This is a genomic window from Sorangium sp. So ce836, from assembly GCF_028553905.1.
GTDB lineage: Bacteria > Myxococcota_A > Polyangia > Polyangiales > Polyangiaceae > Sorangium > Sorangium cellulosum_D.
The window spans coordinates 8,015,190-8,031,669 of sequence record NZ_CP102233.1 but is presented as its reverse complement, the minus strand read 5'-3'; the positions used below and the strand labels follow the sequence as shown (position 1 = coordinate 8,031,669).

Sequence of the window (16,480 nt, the reverse complement as noted above, 5' to 3'; positions counted from 1 at the left end):
GGTTCACAGCGGGCCTCCCACGCGAGTGCGGAATGCTTCGTCCTTCACGAGCTCGAGCATCATCTCTTTCACCGAGCCGCTGGCGCCACGGCTCACATCGGCGAGCGTCTCGACGAGCGGCAAGTCCGACGGGATGACGTCGCGCTGAAGCGCGAAGCTCGCGAGCTTCTTGGCGTAGCAGAGGTGAGCCTGCTCGCCCGCCGCCATGTGGTGCATCAGCTCGCCGGCGTCCGCGAACGACTTGGCTCCTTCGGTGAAGGAGTAGACGCCGCTGCTGTCGACCGGCAGGCCCCCGTTCTCCTCGTCCCGATAGAGCCCCATGCCGTCGAAGTGCTCGAAGGCGAAACCGACGGGGTTGATGAGCTCGTTGTGGCACGAGCCGCCGCAGCCGGACGTGAGCCGCGTGATGCGTTCGCGGTTCGTCTGCCCGGGCTCGAGCGGCGGGACCGGCGGAATGTTCGGGGCCGGCGCGCCGAGCGGCGTGCACAGCACGTCGAGGTTGATGCTGACGCCGCGGTGGATCGAGTCCGACTCATCGTTCAGGGCGTTGAGCGTCAGATAAGGGAGCTGCGAGAAGAAGCCGACGCGATCGGGACCGAGGTCTCGCTCCACGACGTCGCGGCCGCTCGGCGAGAGGCCGTAGAGCTCCGCCATCCCCGGCCCCACGAAGCCCTTCGTGGACGTGAGGATGTCCTTGACTCCGTGCCCCTCGGTGAAGATTTTTTCGAAGAACAGGTACGCGCTCTCCTCGTACTCCGCGTTCAACGATTCTTTGTAGCTCGGCACGCCGAGCTTGCTGATCGTGGCGTAGCGATCGAAATGGAGCAGCTCGCCATGGAAGTACCGCATGCCCTTGGCCGCAGCGGGCTCCTCCATCATGGACTCGGCGACCGCGGCGATCGATTCCGGCGTCGTGAGCGTCGGCGCCTTGTCGAGCAGCGCGTCGTCCGGGGCGGCGTTGCGCAGCCAGAGCGAGAGCTTCGCGGCGATCTCGTAACCGTTGAGCGGCTTGCGATCCTCGCCGAGCTCCGTGCGGTAGAGGAAGTGCGGCGACTGGAGCATCGTCCGGATCACGAGCTGCGCGCCTTTGGCGAACGTGCTCTTCGTGCCGGACATCGCCGCGCCGGTCTCGAAGAGCGCCGTGTACTTGGTGAGCTCGGCGTCCGTCAGCGGACGGCGATACGCACGGCGCCCCACGGTTTTGAGGAAGCCGGCCGTGTCCGTACCCGGGTAGACCTTGGCGAGCGCCGCATCCGAAGCCGTCACCTCCTCGGCGAGCGCCTCCGCCGCCGATTGGTAGTCGCTCCACGAGCGCTGGTTCACGCTCAGCAAGAGCTCGTTGTTCGTGAAGTCCGTCGTGCCGGCGACGGGCTTCTCGAACGCCTCGGACAGCGTCGAAGGGGCGCCGAGGTTCAGGACCACCTGCACGCTGCTCGCCCACTGCGAGTTCGTGAGGCGCACGAACCGGTGGTACCGCGGCGCACCCGGCATATCGATGCCGCGCGCCTCGCCGCCGGTGGCCTCGCCGTTGCCGCCCGGCCCAGGGCCGGCGCTGTCCTCTGGGTCGCCCAACGAGCCCGTGCACCCCGCGAGCAGGAGCGCCGTGACGCAGAGCCCCGCACCGAGCGCCCGCCCGCGGCGCGGCAAGCCGGTTATCGAAAAAAACGGTGGGGTCATCATTGTCTCCTGACTGACCTTTGGTGATTGGGCAGTTCCCTTGCCCTGGGTGGACAGAACTTGGTTCTGTGCGATCTGGCCATCTTGGAAAATTGGGGCTATATCAACAACTCATCCATGCAGCGAAGGGGTCGCATTCACTCATAGGCTGCGGGTCGCCACCCGGACGCTTCGCCGGAGGATGAAAAAATCATTCTCGGTGAACAATGTTCGGAGCTCACGACAGCGGTCGAACCAGCGAGGCCTGTCGTGGTCTCCAGGGGAACACCCCTGGCAAGCGCCGAGCACCACCGAGCAGCGATCGCTTCCGCGACGACGGGGCGAACGCGATCCTTGCCGAAATCGTTCAGATGACGAAGGTCTCGGCGCGCACGACGAGACCTCCTAATCAAGGGCGAAGCAAAAGGATACCCTTCGGGTCGAATGTGAACGATCACAATTTCTGTGTCAATTCCAATCGACCGGCCCGCGGGTCTCTCCTCGAGTCCGGGGAGGACCGGGCTGGGAGCGCTCCTCCGGTGCGCCGCGTCAAGTGGGGTAGGCGCCGGACCTCTTCTGGTGCCATGGCGCGACCGTCCAGGTGAACGCGCATGAGGACGCAAGGCCCGGTGCGCATGACGGCCTATCCAGGCAGGGCAAGGCAAAGAAGCCTCGGGGCGTCGGATGTGAGCGATCACATTAGACCGGCGCGCTCCTGTCTCCGCGACGGCGCGTGGGGGACGCGCGCCGGCCGGCTCAGGTGGGCGCGGCGGGCCGGTCGGGCGCGCTCGCCGAGCGGCGCCACGCGGCGGCCGCGTCGACGCCGTGCTCGCCGAAGCGGGGCACGTAGTCGCGCTCGATGGCGCGCTCGAGGATCTCCCCGTATCGGGCGACCGGCATCAGGCCCCAGGCGCGATCGTCGTCCGAGATGGCCGCGCGCTTCGCGCCGCCGGGGGGCATGTAGCTCCGGCGCAGCCGCGCGAACATGGCGTGGAGCTCGCGCTCGACCAGCTGTCGCACGGCCGGCGCGCACGGCAGCTCGAGCAGGTAGCGGAGCAGCGTCCAGCCGAAGTCGCGGTGCCGCACCTCGTCCCGGAGGATGCGGTCGAGCGCCCGGCGCGCGACCGGGACGGTGCACCCCTCGCGGAGCACCTTGAAGAGCGGGACCGCGACCGTCTCCCCGAGGCAGAACACCTCCACGCCCGCCCGGGCGACCGCCAGCTCGAGCGGCTCGTCGCCGCCGCCCTTCAGGCCGAGGGTCTCGCGGCGCAGCGCCGGCAAGGCCCCGCCGCCCGCGCGGGCGTGGACGCGATGGCTGAGGCGCGCGTGCGCGAGCTCGTCCTTGACGATGCGCAGGCCGTCGTCGATGAGATCCGGCGAGGCGCCCATCTGGATGAGCCAGAGCGTGAGGTGCTGCGTGATCGCCGCCGAGCGGTACTCGGCCTCGATGCGCCGCCCCCACTCGGCGCGCACGGCGTCGCTCGCGGGCGGAAGCGGGAGGGGCGCGCGAGCGACGGGCGATGGCTCCTCGCGCGGCGCCTGCTCCGCGGCCGCGGTGCTGTCGTGCTCTGCGTCGGGGGCGTCCGTCATGGGGTCACGCTATGCGCGGGGTCCGGGAGCGGCAAGACGAGAGGCGGGGCGCGCCGGCCGCGGCGGAGCGCCCCTGGCGGGGCGCGCCGGCCGCGGAGGAGCTCACTTCCCCGCGGCGGTCGCCGCGGAGGGCGGCACGCAGACGTTCTTGGTCGACCCGCACGCGGCGCAGGTCACCCCGCCGGGAGACGCGGCAACACAGGGGTTGACGACGACCTCCTGGCAGAGCGTCCCAGCCGGACACGCGTCGTCGCTCTCGCACGGCAGGCTCGGGAAGCAGCCCGCCGCGGGCAGCGCCGGCGCTCCGTCGCCGTCGGCACAGCCTGGCACAAGCCATTGACAGGTCGGGCCGAGGCCCGCGCACGCCTCCGCGGTGGCGGCCGCGAGGCAGTGCTCCGGCGGCGGCGGGTTGCAGAAGATCTCGTGCACCTGCCAGCGCCAGGTGTCGCCTTCCAGGACGCACGCCGCGTCGATCGGCATCGGGCCGCAGCCGGTGGGCATCATGTAGCCGCAGGTCCCGATCGCTCCCTCGCAGGGAGCCCCGTCCTCCGGCGTCGCCTCGGGGCACTCCGGGGGCGGCGGCGGGTTGCAGGACATCTCCGGCCCCATCTGCCACGCCCCGCCCATGCACGTGTAGTCGATGGGGTTGTCGCAGTCGTCGAGGTACGAGCAGGACAGGCCGCCCGCCGTACAGCTCGATCCGGCCTCCGGCCTCTCCTCCGGGCACGCCGGAGGCGGCGGGTTGCACGTCGGATCGACCCCCATCTGCCACGCCCCGTCCTCGCACGTGAACCTGAAGGTGTCGTCGCCGCACGTGCCCGGGTAGGTGCAGGACACGTCGTCCGCGTCGCAGCTCGACCCTTCCGCCGGCCGCTCCGCGGGGCAGCTGCCGTCCTGCACCGTGGGGTCGCACCCCGGCAGGGCCACGGCGCCCGCGAACGAGGCTGCCGCGGCGACGGTCACGACGAAGGGGGTCCGGAGCACCTTGCGCTTCTTCTGGATGGCCATGACGTGCGATGTCCTTTCTGTGGCACAACCCGGCGCAAGCTCTGTCCTTGCGCGCTTTCCGTGCTCGGCAAAGCAAGCGAGGTGCCAGGACGATCGGATGGCGAGCGTCGCGGGTGCCCGGAGAGAGCTCCCATGAAAGCGGAAATAGTCGATGGCTGTCGATCTCTTCTGCCGTGCTCTCGCCGAGCCCGGTCCACGGCGGCCGGCTACCGGCACGCGCTGATCTGCACGTCGTCGATGTTCCAGCCGGACGTGGGCGCGCCGCCGAAGGCGAGCACGGCGCTCTAGCCGAAGCGCACCCGGAGACTCCGGTTCTTGTAGGCGTGAGATCGTACGCGACGTTCGTCCACGCGGACTCGGCGACGTCCTCGTGGGGAGACTCGTAGAGGATCCGCCAGCGCGCCGTCGTCGAAGATCTCGACACGGGCCCCCCGACGGGGCGACCCCGCATCACCGGGGCGGGGCCGCGGCCTCGGGCGGCGGCGGCGCCGGCGGGACCGGGCCGCGCGAGACCGTCTCGCGCGTCGCGACGTCGCTGACCATCAGCGTGAACAGCAGGCCGAGGAGGAGGGCCGACACGATCATGGGCATGGCGTTCGCGAAGCGCTGCTCGATGAGGTGCATGAAGAAGAGGACCACGAGCACCGTCTTCGCCGCGGCGATGAGCAGCGCCGCGACGACATCGGCCCGGCCGAGGTGGGCCAGCGAGAGGAGGTACGAGGCCAGCGTGAGCGCGAGCAGGACGAGCCAGACGATCACGTAGGTCCGCGAGGAGAGGTGTTTGACGATCATGGGCGCTGCGTGCCGTTAGCGGTGCATCAGGTAGAGCATCGGCCAGAGGAAGATCCAGATCACGTCGACGAGGTGCCAGTAGAGCCCGCCGAGCTCGACGTGCGTCTCGTTGCCCGCGCCGTACCGGCGCCGGAAGCACCCCCACGCGAGCCAGCCGAGGACCACGAGCCCCGCCGTGACGTGGATGGCGTGGAGCCCGGTCGTCAGGTAATAGAGCGTGAAGAACACCTTCGCGCCCGCCTGCGGGAGCTCCTCGAAGCGGTAGGCGGCGCCGGGGAAGATCCCCTCGTGGAAGTGCGCCGTGTACTCGACGCCCTTCAGCACGAGGAAGGCGATGCCGAGCGCGATGGCGCCGAGCAGGAGGCGGCCGGCCCTCGCGGGGTGATCGAGGCGCACGGCGTGGACGCTCAGCGCGACGAGCAGGCTGCTCGTCAGGAGGATCGCCGTGTTCGACGTGCCGATCACGGCGTTGTTGTGGGCGATCGCCGCGGTGAAATCGGCGCCGAACATCGCGCGGTAGGCGGCGTACAGGGCGAAGAGGCCGCCGAAGAGGAGAACCTCGCTGGCGAGGAAGATCCACATCCCGAAGTGCGCGGCGTGGGTCTGCTTCTCGAGATCCTCGAACTGCATGGCGAGCCGCGCCGGGGCGAGCGGCTCAGAGGGCGGCTGAGATTCGGGCATGGGCCTCCTCCTCGGTCAGCTGGTAGTCGTACGGGCCGCGCTCGACGATCGGCGTCACGGGGAAGTTGTGCGCCGGCGGGAGGGGCGGCGTCGCCCACTCGTAGCTCCGGGACCTCCATGGATTGGCCGGGGCGAGCGCGCCCCAGCGCAGGGCGACGAGGAGGTTCACGAGCGCGAGCACGAGCGCGCCCGCGAGCAGGTAAGCGCCGCCGGTCGAGAGGACGTTCAGCCACTGGTACTGCTCCGGATAGCTGTAATAGCGGCGCGGCATCCCGGCGTTGCCCAGCAGGAACTGCGGGAGGAACGTCAGGATGAACCCCAGGAACACGCCGAACGAGGTGAGCAGCCCCATCGACTCGGAGTACATGCGGCCGAACATCTTGGGGAACCAGTAGTGCGCGGCCGCGAGGAACGCGGTGAGCGTGCCGCCCACCATGATGAAATGGAAGTGGGCGACGACGAAGTAGGTGTCGTGCCAGTGCACGTCGAGCGACTGCGTCGCCGTCGCGACGCCGGTCATGCCGCCGAAGACGAAGAGGAACAGGAACCAGAAGAAATAGAGCATCGGGGTGTTGAAATGGATGGACCCCTTCTGCATCGTCGCCACCCAGGTGAAGACCTTGATGGCCGAGAAGATCGCGACGAACATCGAGAGCGCGCCGAAGACCCCGGCGTCGAACTCGCTCATCCCGGCCACGAACATGTGGTGCCCCCACCCCGTGAACCCGATGAACGCGATGCCGAGCGACGAGAGGGCGATCGCCCAGTAGGACGCCGGCTGCCGCTGGGAGAAGGTGCAGACGACCTCGCTGACGACGCCCTGGGCCGGGAGCACCATGATGTAGACGGCAGGGTGGGAGTAGAACCAGAACAGGTGCTGGAACAGCACGGGATCGCCGCCGAGCGCCGGGTCGAAGACGCCGAAGTGGTAGATGTGGTCGAGCCCGACGAGCAGGATCGTGAGGCCGAGGACGGGGGTCGCGAGCAGCATGATGACGCTCGTCGCGTAGTTGGCCCACACGAAGAGCGGCAGCCTGCCCCAGCCGATGCCGCGGGCGCGCATCGTGTGCGTCGTCGCGATGAAGTTCACGGCCGTCATGATCGACGACATGCCGAGGGTGAAGATGCCGATCACGATCGGCAGGACGGCCGCGGGCGTGGTCGTGCTGTACGGCGGGTAGAACGTCCACCCGGTGTCCGCGCCCCCGGCGATGGCCGTCGCCAGCGTGATCACGGCGCCGGCCGCGTAGACGTAGAGGCTCGCCAGGTTGAGGCGCGGGAAGGCGAGATCCTTGGCGCCGATCATGAGCGGGAGGAAGAAGTTCCCGAAGACGTTCGGGATCGACGGGATCATGAAGAGCCACACCATGACCACGCCGTGGAGCGTGAACATGCGGTTGTAGGTCGTCGCGTCGATGACGGTGGGCCCGGGGGTCAAGAGCTCCGTCCGGAGGACGAGCGCGAAGGCGCCGCCGAGCAGGAGCATCAGCACGATCAGCGCATAGAACATGAGCCCGATGCGCTTGTGATCGGTCGTGAGCAGCCACGATCGCACGCCGGCGCCGGCGCGGAGGTAATCGAGCTCGTGCGAGCCGTGGACGGGCGCTGTCCCCTCGATCTCATGGGCCGTCATGGCGTCGTCATCCCTCCCGGCGCCGGGGCGCCGCCTCCGCTGACGCCGTCCCACGGCACCACGGGGCCGTGGGGGACGTCGCGGATCGATTTGATGAGCTCGATGATCGCGGCGACGTCGGGCGGCGTGATCTGCCCCAGGTACGACGGCATGACCGGCGAGAAGCCGCGGTGCAGGACGGCGAGCGGATCCATGATCGACTCCGTGATGTAGGCCTCGTCGGCGACGCGCTCGCCGCCGCCCTCGAGCGGCACGACGGTGCGGTAGAGCCCGGCCCAGGTGGGGCCGACGTGCTGCGTGCCGTCGAGCGTGTGGCAGCGGAGGCAGTTGTGCCGCGCGGCGGCGCGCTCGCCGCGCTGGGGCATCGTCGGCTCCGCGGCGGCGAGCTCGGTCCGGTCGGCGGCCTCCTGCGCGAACGCCGGCGTGCTCGCCGCGCCGCCCGCGAGCCAGCGCTCGTAGTCGGCCGGGGCGAGCGCGATCACCTGGCCGCGCATCTCGGAGTGGCTCGTGCCGCAGTACTCGGTGCAGAGGATGGGGTACGCGCCCGGCTCGCTCGCCTCGAACCAGACGGTGGTATACCGGCCCGGGACGACGTCCTGCTTGATGCGGAACTCGGGCACGAAGAAGCTGTGGACGACGTCCCGCGACGTCATGACGAGCCTCACCGGCCTGCGCGCAGGGACGTAGAGCACCGAGATCATGCTCTCTCCCTCCGGATAGCTGAACTTCCACATCCACTGCTTGGCCGTGACGTAGACGTCGAGCGCGTCCTCCGGCGGCGTGCGCAGGTCGACGAACTGGCGCGTGCCGATGTTCCAGAAGGTGAGGAACAGGAACCCGAGGCCGAAGAGCGCCGCAGTCTCCAGGAAGAGCGCCGGCCGCGCGAAGGCCCCGGGGTGAGGCCGTGAGGTGTCCTGGACCCGGCGGCGATAGCGGATGAGGAAATATCCGCCGATCAGCGTGATCAGGGCGGCGCCCCCCATCGTCACCAGGATGACGAAGTAGTGCAGCCCGTCGACCTCGCCGGCCAGCGAGGAGCGCTGTTCGGGCAGGAAGAGCAGCTGGCGCAGGAGGTCGTTCATCGCGCGCCCTCCCGCCGCCTGCGCCGCCGCCCCTGCCAGCCAAAGAAGGCGAGCAGCGCGGCGACCCAGGTCAGGATGGAGGCCGCGCCGACCCGCAGGAAGCCGGCCACGTAAGGGCCGTAGCGGCGGCTCGCCGGGTCGTAGCGATAACACGTCATGAGGACGCGATCCAGGGAGGTGCCGACTTGCCCGCGGCTGGCCTCGAGGAGCGCGAGCCGGAGGTCGAGGGCGGAGAACTCGATGCCATAGAGATAGCGGGAGATGCGGCCGTCCGGCGTGAGCACGAAGACCGCCGCGGGGTGCGCGTACTGCTCGGTCCGCGGGTCGTACGCGAACCGGAAGCCGAGATCGCCGGCGAGCGCGCGGATCTCGGGGAGCTCGCCGGTGAGGAACGGCCAGGCCCCGCGATCGGGCGCGCCCGCCGCGCCGAGCGCCGACAGGGCAGCTCCGCGCTTCCGCGCGGCGGACTCCGGGGTATCCCGCGGATCGAAGCTCACCGTGAGCGCGCGGTACTGCTCGCCCAGCCGGTAATCGAGCTTCGCCATGCCGGCGACGAGGCCGCGCAGCACGAGGCCGCAGAGCGTCGGGCAGCGGTAATAGGCGAGGACGAGGAGGACCGGCCGCCGCCCGTCGAAGTGCTCCGCGAGCGGGGCGCGCCGTCCATCCATGTCCGTGAACTGGAGGGCCTTGTCCACGGCGCCCCCGAGGCGCTCGTCGATGTCGGCCTCGCGCGCGGCGGGCGGGAGCGACGGCGGATCCGCGGCGGCGGCGAGCGGCGCGCGCGAGAGCGCGAGGGCGAGGAGCGCGGCGGTGGACACGGGGTGCATCCTCATCAGCGGCTCTCCTCCACGACGAGGCTCATCGCGTCCTCGATCGGGATCTGCACGATCCCGCGGCCCCGGTCGGCCCAGCCGAAGCGGCCGAGCTCCTCGCGCTTCTTGCGGTTCAGCATCGTGCCGAGCCCCTCCTCGCCGCTGGCCGTGCGCTGGAAGAGCCGCTGATCCACCCCGGCCACCACGCCGCGCGGCTCGAAGCCCTCCTTGGCGCGCGCGAGGGTCCTGCCCGCGGGGCGGAGCTCGGCCTCGCGGCCGCGCAGGATCATCCACGACCAGATGCCCAGGAGGAAGAAGATCACGACGACGGCGAACGCGACGGCGAGGATCCTCCGCCAGGGGAGGAGATCCTCTTCCTGGCGAACGTCGGGGCGGCGGTAATGGGACGTCATACGCTCTCGTAGCGGAGGGCGGCCGGCAGGGCCGGGTCGTTGATGGGGGCGAGCGGCCTATTGCGCATGCGCAGCGCGGCGAACGCGACGCTCGCGCCGATCACGGCGAGGAGCGCCGCCAGATCGAGCCAGTGGAGCGGCGCGCGCGCGCCCGGGATCTCGGGCGCGACGAGCCAGTGCATGTCGAGGTAGTGCGCGGCGACGACCCAGGCGGCGACCGCGGACAGCCAGGCCGGCCGCCGCTTGATCCGGTAATTGAGCAGGATCGCGAACGGGATCACGAACCGCGCGAGCACGAGGACGAGCGTCTCTGTCCGCCACGGGCCGTGGGAGCGGCGCAGGAAGAACTCGATCTCTTCGGGCCTGTCCGTGATCCATATCAGCATGAACTGGAAGAAGGCGGCGTAGGCCCAGAAGATGGTGAAGGCGAGGAGCAGCCGGCCGAGGGCGTAGTAGTGCGACGCGCCGAGCCCGGGCAGGAGCCCGGCGCGCTCGGCGGCGAACGCGAGGACCGTGAGCAGCGCTATCGCCGCGACGAAGCCGCCGGCGAAGACGTAGACGGGGAACATCGTCGAGACCCACGTCGGCGCGAGGGACATGAGCCAGTCGAACGAGGCGAACGAGAGCGTGAGCGCGACGAGCGGGAGGCCGACGACGCTGATCACGCGGAGGCGGCCGCCGGCCGCGAGCGCCGGGGTCGCGTCGCCCCGGAGCGAGCCGCGCCGGAGCAGGGCGCCGAAGGCGAGCCAGACCGCGAAATAGATCGCCGTCCTGACGAGGAAGAAGGGGAGGTTCAGGTAAGGCTGCTTGTGCAGCACCACCTCCCTCACGTGCTCTTCGCGGATGGTCTCGGGATGAAGCCACTCGCCGTAGAGCGCGTCCAGCCCGAACAGGAGCGGGAGGAACAGCACGGCGAGGAGCGGCAGCGCGCCGACGATCGCCTCCGCGAGGCGGCGGACGGCCACAGGCCACGTCGCGTTCATGGCGTGGCAGATCATGAGGAAGATGAGCGCGCCGACCGCCGTGGTCACGGCGTAGGCGTAGGCCGCGAGGTAGGCGTAGAAGAGCCGCTCGCGATCCACGAACGCGCCGGCGACGAGCAGCGCGGCGCCGACGAGGGCGAGGCCGAGCGAGCGCGTGACGATCGCGCGGCCGCCCCGGAAGACGGGGATGCGGAGGTTCACGGGAGCTCCTTCCGGGCGCGCTCGCGGAGGGGTGGAGGGAGCGCGTCGAGCGCGGCGGCGCGGCTCCTCCCGAGCGCCTTCACATAGGCCACGATCGCCCAGCGCTCGCCGAGCGGGATGTTCGGCTCATAAGACCGCATGAGCCCATAGCCCTCGACGATGACCTGGTAGATGCGGCCGGGCGGGAACGCCTGCACGCGCGCGTCGACGAGCGACGGCGGGCGGCGCTGGGTCATGTTGCGCGCGACCTCCGACTCGCCGTCTCCGGCGATCCCGTGGCAGGCGGCGCAGAAGATCTCGAAGCGCTCCTTGCCGTACCGGAGCAGATCGAGCGTCACCGGGACCGGGATGCGCGTGACGTACGCGCCGCCCGCGACCCCGCGCGTCAGCCCGGGATCGCCGGTCGCGCGGTCGTTCGGCACGGTGCCCTCGGGCGGGCGGCGCATGACGGAGCCGTCGTTGAAGAGCTCCGAGGGCTGGTAGGGGAGATAGCGCGCCTGGCGGAGCATGCGCTCGAGGTCCAGCGCGTCGGCGTCCCCGGGCTCGGGATCGGCCGGGGTCGACGGGGTGCACGAGAGGCAGAGCGCCGCGGCCAGGCAGGCGAGCGGGAGGAGGCGGCCGCGGTTCATGCGCGCCCCTTCCCGGCCCAGGCGACGGCGAGCGCGCCGAGATCGGTGAGATCGCGCTCGGCGAGGGGGCTGATGAGCGCCGGGTCGCGGGCGTCGATGCCTATCCAGAATCGATCGATGGTGGCGCGCTCGAACCCCGGGACATCGAAGATCGGGTTCCAGAGCTCGGGCAGCCGCGCGAGGACGAGCATCACGACGAACCCCGCCAGGGCGGAGGCGAGCACCGTCATCTCGAAGGTGATCGGCACGAACGCCGGGGGCGCGTGCCCCGGCCGCCCGCCGATGTTGAGGGGATAGTCGTACGCGTTGTTGTGCCACTGGACGAGGTAGCCCCCCGCGGCGCCCGCGAGCGCGAACGGCAGGACGATCCAGTTGAGCGGCGAGCGGCGCAGGCCGAGCGCCTCGTCGACGCCGTGCACCGGGTACGGCGTGAACGCGTCGAGCCTGCGGTACCCGCGGCTCCTGAGCTCCGCGATCGCCAGGAGCATCGCCTCCGGCGTCTCGAACTCGGCGAGCAGACCTCTCCGCATCAGTGCTCCTCCTTGCTGATCTCGCGGTTCAGCTCCTTGACCTCGGCCACCGGGATGAACGGCAACAGGCGCAGGAAGATGAGGAAGAGGAACAGGAAGAAGCAGAACGTCCCGGCGAACAGCGTGAGATCGACCCACGTCGGGCCGTAGGCGTGCCACCCGGACGGGATGAACTCGCGCTGCAGCCCCATGACGATGATCACGAACCGCTCCGACCACATCCCGACGTTCACGAGAATCGAGACGATCCAGAGCAGGATCATGTTGCTGCGGACGCGCGAGGACCAGAGCAGCTGCGGGACGGCGACGTTGCAGAACATCTGCGCCCAGAAGACGGCGGCGTTCGGCCCGCTCGGGCGCGCGACGAAGAACTGGTAGATCTCGTACTCCGAGCCGCTGTACCAGGCCGCGAAGAGCTCGATGATGTACGAGTAGATGACGATCCAGCCCGTGACGAGCGTCAGCTTGCTGAGGTTGTCGAGGTGCCGCTGGGTGACGACGCGCTCCAGGTGGAAGATCCGGCGCGCCGGGATGAGGAGCGTGAGCACCATCGCGAAGCCGGAGAAGATGGCGCCGGCGACGAAGAACGGGGGGAAGATGGTCGAGTGCCACCCCGGGACGAGCGATATCGCGAAGTCGCTGCTCACGATCGAGTGCACCGAGAGGACGAGCGGCGTCGCGAGGCCGGCGAGGAGGCCGTAGAGGAGGCGATAATGGCGGTAGTCTCGCGCGGAGCCGCGCCAGCCGAGCGACAGGATGCCGTAGATCACCCGGCGGCCGCGATCGGGCGCCCGATCGCGGAGGGACGCGAAATCGGGGACGAGCCCGAGGTACCAGAACACGAGAGAGACGGTGAAGTACGTGAAGATCGCCGCCGCGTCCCAGGGCAGCGCGCTCTTGAACTGAGGCCAGGCCCTCAGCGTGGAGGGGTAGGGGATGAGCCAATACGCGAACCACGGCCGGCCGAGGTGCAGGAGCGGGTAAAGGCCTGCCTGGACGACCGCGAAGAGGGTCATCGCCTCGGCGAACCGGTTGATGCTCGTGCGCCAGCGCTGCTCGAGCAGGAGCAGGATCGCCGAGATGAACGTCCCGGCGTGCCCGATGCCGATCCAGAACACGAAGTTGATGATCCCGAACGCCCAGCCCACCGGGATGTTGTTGCCCCAGACGCCGATGCCGCTCACGATGGTGTAGGTGACGAGCGTCAAGAGCACGATCGTCCCTGCGCCGGTGACCGCGAACGCCGCCCACCAGAGCCGCGACCGCGGCTTCCAGACGACCGACAGCAGCTCTTCCGAGAGGGCCTCGTCGGTGGGCCTCCCGAGGATGAGGGGTTGTGTCACGGCTCGCCGAGCTCCGGGTTCTCGTTGTCGACGCGCGCGAGGTACATCGTCCTCGGCCGGGTCCCCTGGTCGTGCAGCACCGCGTAGCTCCGCGGCTCGTTCCGCCACGCGACCATCGGCGTCTCTGCGTGCTCGAGCGCCCCGAACTGGATCGCCCGCGTCGGACAGGCCTGCTGGCACGCCGTGACGACCTCGCCCGGGCGGATGCCGCGCTGCTCGACGCGCGCCGCGATCTCCGCGCGGCGGATCCGCTGGACGCAGTACGTGCACTTCTCCATGACGCCGCGCTCCCGCACGGTCACGTCGGGGTTGCGCTGGAGCCTCGCGAGCCCCGTGTTGTAGGCGTGGAGCTCGTGGTAATCGAACCAGTTGAAGCGGCGGACCTTGTAGGGGCAGTTGTTCGAGCAGAACCGCGTCCCGACGCAGCGGTTGTAGGTCATCTCGTTGAGGCCGTCGGGGCTGTGCGTGGTCGCGTTGACCGGGCACACGTACTCGCACGGCGCCTTCTCGCAGTGCTGGCACAGCATGGGCTGGTGGACGACGCCCGGGTCGCGCGGGTCGCCGGAGTAATACGTGTCGATGCGGAGCCAGTGCATCTCGCGGCTGTTCAGGACCTCGTCCCTGCCCACCACGAGGACGTTGTTCTCGGCCTGGCACGCGACGACGCACGCGCTGCACCCGGTGCAGATCGAGAGATCGATCGTCATGGCCCATTGCGCGAGCGGCACGCCGGGGGCCGACACCGCGGGCATGAGGGACGGCACCGGCCCCTTGAACGCGCTCGTGAAGTCGGGGTGCTCGCGGTAGACGGCGAGGGGGACGGAGAGCGCGATGGGCCGCCCGTGCACGCTGAAGTGCTTCTGCGTCAGGGCGAGCCGGTGCTTCTGATCCGGCCGCTTGCGCGCCGAGACGCCCGCCGCGAAGAACGGCGCGTCCGCGGTGCGGAGCCGGTACGCGTCGGCCCCCACCCCAGAGGCAATCGACTCGGCGCCGCTCCGCCCGTAGCCGAGCGCCAGCGACACCACGCCGTCGGCGTGCCCTGGCGCGACGAGGACCGGTATCGAGATCGCCCGCCCCCGGAGCTCGAGATCGACCACATCCTCGCTGTCGACGCCGAGCGCTCTGGCCGTGTCCGGGCTGAGCAGCGCGGCGTTGTCCCAGGTGAGCTTTGTCATCGGATCGGGCAGCTCGAGCAGCCACGGGTTGTTGGCGAACCGGCCGTCATACACGCTCGCGTCGACCGAGAAGGCGACCTCCAGGACCTCCGCCGGCGCCGGGACCGCCGCCGCGAGCTGCCCGAGCGCCGCGAGGGCGCCGTCGGGCCGCAGCGCGGCGCCCTCGCGCGGGGCCGCGGTGCCCTCGACGAGCCCGCGCCGGAGCGCCTCCTCCCAGAACGCCTCGAAGTCGGCGCCGCCCCGCCGCGCCGACCAGGCGTCGCGCAGGAGCTCGCGCGCGCTCCGGCGCGGCTCGCCCGCGAACACGGCGAGCACCTCGGAGGCGGTCCTGCCCTGGAAGAGCGGCTCGATGAGCGGCTGGACCAGCGAGATCGTGCCGTCGTAGGCGCGGGCGTCGCCCCAGGCCTCGAGCTCGTGCGCGGCGGGCACGAACCAGCCGCAGGCGGCCGCGGTCTCGTCCTCGTAGAGCCCGAGGTAGACGCGGTTCGGGACGGAGCGGAGCAGCGCCGCGAGCTCGAGATCCGCGGGCGCCGTGTAGGCCACGTTGTTCTCGAGGATCACCAGCGTATCGACGCCGCCGCGCCGGATCTCGTCGGCGAGCGCGGCGATCTCCTGCTCGGCGGCGCCGGCCGAGATCAGGGTCGGCCCGGTGACCCACGCGGCGCGGTCGTTGCCGAGCGCCGCGTTCATGAGGTGCGCGAGCGCGTGGACCGGCGCGGGCTGCCGCTCCCCCGCGACGACGACGCTCGCCGCGGCGCCGCGCGCGAGGTCGCGCGCGAGCGCCCGGACGAACGGCTGCTCCTCGGCGCGCACGTGCGCCCGGAGCGGCTCGAGCGCGCCGAGCGCCTGGGGCGGGACGGCTCCGGGGCGCGGGCCGACCGCGAGGAAGAGCTCCGCCGCGATCGCCGCGGCGAGCGCCGGCACCTCGCTCGGGCGCTTGCGCAGCCGGTGGTCGGCCATGCTCCCGGTCGGGCTCAGCCCGGGCTCGACGACGTAGAGGCGGTTCATGGTGCCCGTCGGCGAGCCGACGCGCCTGCGCTCGGCGAACTGGCGCGCATACCGCGCGCTGAACGGCACCGACGCGAGGAAGTCGGCGTCGAGCGCGAGGATGACGTCCGCCGCCCGGAAGTCGTACTGGGCCTGGAGCGGCGCGCCGAAGGCGAGCGCGGCCCCGCGCGCCGGATTGGCCGACCGGGCGGGCGCGTAGAACGTGAACCGCGCGGCCGGATGGCGCGCCTGGACGCGGCCGATGAGGTCGAGGACGAGCGGCGAGCCGGTCGGCCGGAGGACGAACCGGAGCCCGGCGCCGCGGTCGGGCCGCGGTGCGCCGAACTGCTCGACGAACGCCTGCCACGCCGCCGGCGCCGCGCCGCGCCGCGCAGCGCGCGCCCGGTGCTGATCGTAGAGGCCGAGCACCGACGCTTGCTCGTAAACGCCGGTCGCGCCGAGGCTCGCCGGGTGCTCCGGGTTGCCCTCGACCTTCGTCGGCCGCCCCTCGTGGTTCTCGACGAGGATGCCCGTGGCGAACCCGTCGAGCTCCAGGCTGGTGGCGTAGTATCGGAGGATCCCCGGCGTCACCTCCGGCGGGGTCGTCACATAGGGCACGATCTTGTCCGCGGGCGTCGCTCGGCACCCGGAGACGCCGGCGAGCGCCATGCTGGCGCCGAGGAGCTTGAGCCAGCCGCGCCGGCTCACCGCGCCCGGGTCGCTCCCGCCGCCGGGGAGCTCTCGCGCCGCGGCCTCGCGGAGCTCCGGCGATTCGAGGAGGTCCGCGAGGCTGCGCCAGTATGCCTTGCCCGTCTTGCCGTCGAGCGCCGCGCTCCAGGGGGTCTGTCTCTGATCAGCCATCATCCCTCTTCAGGTCCTCGGCGGCCGGCGCCGCCGGCTCGAGTGCTCTCCGCTGTTCGCCGCATGCCGTCTCCTCGTCTCCGCGCCTCCGCTCGATCCTCGAT

Annotated in this window: 14 protein-coding genes; all 14 read right to left on the bottom strand. The window is 70.8% G+C overall.

Translation table 11 applies throughout. The annotated features are described in order from the left end of the window. Positions 1-3 precede the first annotated feature (3 nt). Positions 4-1,677, bottom strand: a complete 1,674-nt coding sequence (locus tag NQZ70_RS28900) for a DUF1592 domain-containing protein (protein ID WP_129577088.1) — start codon at positions 1,675-1,677, stop codon at positions 4-6. Positions 1,678-2,412: 735 nt separating this feature from the next. Beyond that, positions 2,413-3,246 (bottom strand): ferritin-like domain-containing protein, encoded by an 834-nt coding sequence (locus NQZ70_RS28895; RefSeq protein WP_129577087.1) that lies wholly within the window; start codon positions 3,244-3,246, stop codon positions 2,413-2,415. A gap of 102 nt (positions 3,247-3,348) precedes the next feature. Further along, positions 3,349-4,254: a hypothetical protein gene (locus NQZ70_RS28890; protein ID WP_129577086.1), complete on the bottom strand. Its 906-nt coding sequence runs from the start codon at positions 4,252-4,254 to the stop codon at positions 3,349-3,351. A 450-nt stretch (positions 4,255-4,704) separates the two neighbouring features. Further along, a complete protein-coding gene (locus NQZ70_RS28885) occupies positions 4,705-5,046 on the bottom strand; it encodes a cytochrome C oxidase subunit IV family protein (protein ID WP_129577085.1) in 342 nt (113 codons plus the stop codon). A gap of 15 nt (positions 5,047-5,061) precedes the next feature. Beyond that, positions 5,062-5,727 carry a cytochrome c oxidase subunit 3 family protein gene (locus NQZ70_RS28880; protein WP_129577084.1) on the bottom strand — a complete coding sequence of 222 codons (666 nt, stop codon included), beginning with the start codon at positions 5,725-5,727 and terminating at the stop codon, positions 5,062-5,064. After that, positions 5,702-7,360 carry a cbb3-type cytochrome c oxidase subunit I gene (locus NQZ70_RS28875; RefSeq protein ID WP_129577083.1) on the bottom strand — a complete coding sequence of 553 codons (1,659 nt, stop codon included), beginning with the start codon at positions 7,358-7,360 and terminating at the stop codon, positions 5,702-5,704. Before NQZ70_RS28875 ends, NQZ70_RS28880 begins: the two co-directional genes overlap by 26 nt. Further along, positions 7,357-8,442, bottom strand: a complete 1,086-nt coding sequence (gene coxB, locus NQZ70_RS28870) for a cytochrome c oxidase subunit II (RefSeq protein ID WP_129577082.1) — start codon at positions 8,440-8,442, stop codon at positions 7,357-7,359. The genes NQZ70_RS28875 and coxB overlap by 4 nt, the downstream gene beginning before the upstream one ends. Beyond that, a complete protein-coding gene (locus NQZ70_RS28865; protein WP_129577081.1) occupies positions 8,439-9,275 on the bottom strand; it encodes an SCO family protein in 837 nt (278 codons plus the stop codon). Before NQZ70_RS28865 ends, coxB begins: the two co-directional genes overlap by 4 nt. Further along, complete coding sequence (locus NQZ70_RS28860) at positions 9,275-9,667, bottom strand: hypothetical protein (RefSeq protein ID WP_129577080.1); 393 nt, start codon at positions 9,665-9,667, stop codon at positions 9,275-9,277. Before NQZ70_RS28860 ends, NQZ70_RS28865 begins: the two co-directional genes overlap by 1 nt. After that, positions 9,664-10,851 carry a hypothetical protein gene (locus NQZ70_RS28855; protein WP_129577079.1) on the bottom strand — a complete coding sequence of 396 codons (1,188 nt, stop codon included), beginning with the start codon at positions 10,849-10,851 and terminating at the stop codon, positions 9,664-9,666. The genes NQZ70_RS28860 and NQZ70_RS28855 overlap by 4 nt, the downstream gene beginning before the upstream one ends. Beyond that, complete coding sequence (locus tag NQZ70_RS28850; protein ID WP_129577078.1) at positions 10,848-11,480, bottom strand: cytochrome c; 633 nt, start codon at positions 11,478-11,480, stop codon at positions 10,848-10,850. Before NQZ70_RS28850 ends, NQZ70_RS28855 begins: the two co-directional genes overlap by 4 nt. Then, positions 11,477-12,010 carry a DUF3341 domain-containing protein gene (locus tag NQZ70_RS28845; RefSeq protein ID WP_129577077.1) on the bottom strand — a complete coding sequence of 178 codons (534 nt, stop codon included), beginning with the start codon at positions 12,008-12,010 and terminating at the stop codon, positions 11,477-11,479. Before NQZ70_RS28845 ends, NQZ70_RS28850 begins: the two co-directional genes overlap by 4 nt. Then, a complete protein-coding gene (gene nrfD, locus NQZ70_RS28840; RefSeq protein ID WP_129577076.1) occupies positions 12,010-13,353 on the bottom strand; it encodes an NrfD/PsrC family molybdoenzyme membrane anchor subunit in 1,344 nt (447 codons plus the stop codon). Before nrfD ends, NQZ70_RS28845 begins: the two co-directional genes overlap by 1 nt. Continuing rightward, positions 13,350-16,376: a TAT-variant-translocated molybdopterin oxidoreductase gene (locus tag NQZ70_RS28835; RefSeq protein ID WP_237244145.1), complete on the bottom strand. Its 3,027-nt coding sequence runs from the start codon at positions 16,374-16,376 to the stop codon at positions 13,350-13,352. The genes nrfD and NQZ70_RS28835 overlap by 4 nt, the downstream gene beginning before the upstream one ends. Positions 16,377-16,480: the final 104 nt, after the last annotated feature.

Excerpts from the sequence above, each read along its gene's own strand:
- NQZ70_RS28900 (WP_129577088.1), bottom strand. The coding sequence starts at position 1,677 with ATGACCCCACCGTTTTTTTCGATAACCGGCTTGCCGCGCCGCGGGCGG.
- NQZ70_RS28895 (WP_129577087.1), bottom strand. The coding sequence starts at position 3,246 with ATGACGGACGCCCCCGACGCAGAGCACGACAGCACCGCGGCCGCGGAG.
- NQZ70_RS28890 (WP_129577086.1), bottom strand. The coding sequence starts at position 4,254 with ATGGCCATCCAGAAGAAGCGCAAGGTGCTCCGGACCCCCTTCGTCGTG.
- NQZ70_RS28885 (WP_129577085.1), bottom strand. The coding sequence starts at position 5,046 with ATGATCGTCAAACACCTCTCCTCGCGGACCTACGTGATCGTCTGGCTC.
- NQZ70_RS28880 (WP_129577084.1), bottom strand. The coding sequence starts at position 5,727 with ATGCCCGAATCTCAGCCGCCCTCTGAGCCGCTCGCCCCGGCGCGGCTC.
- NQZ70_RS28875 (WP_129577083.1), bottom strand. The coding sequence starts at position 7,360 with ATGACGGCCCATGAGATCGAGGGGACAGCGCCCGTCCACGGCTCGCAC.
- coxB (WP_129577082.1), bottom strand. The coding sequence starts at position 8,442 with ATGAACGACCTCCTGCGCCAGCTGCTCTTCCTGCCCGAACAGCGCTCC.
- NQZ70_RS28865 (WP_129577081.1), bottom strand. The coding sequence starts at position 9,275 with ATGAGGATGCACCCCGTGTCCACCGCCGCGCTCCTCGCCCTCGCGCTC.
- NQZ70_RS28860 (WP_129577080.1), bottom strand. The coding sequence starts at position 9,667 with ATGACGTCCCATTACCGCCGCCCCGACGTTCGCCAGGAAGAGGATCTC.
- NQZ70_RS28850 (WP_129577078.1), bottom strand. The coding sequence starts at position 11,480 with ATGAACCGCGGCCGCCTCCTCCCGCTCGCCTGCCTGGCCGCGGCGCTC.
- NQZ70_RS28845 (WP_129577077.1), bottom strand. The coding sequence starts at position 12,010 with ATGCGGAGAGGTCTGCTCGCCGAGTTCGAGACGCCGGAGGCGATGCTC.
- NQZ70_RS28835 (WP_237244145.1), bottom strand. The coding sequence starts at position 16,376 with ATGGCTGATCAGAGACAGACCCCCTGGAGCGCGGCGCTCGACGGCAAG.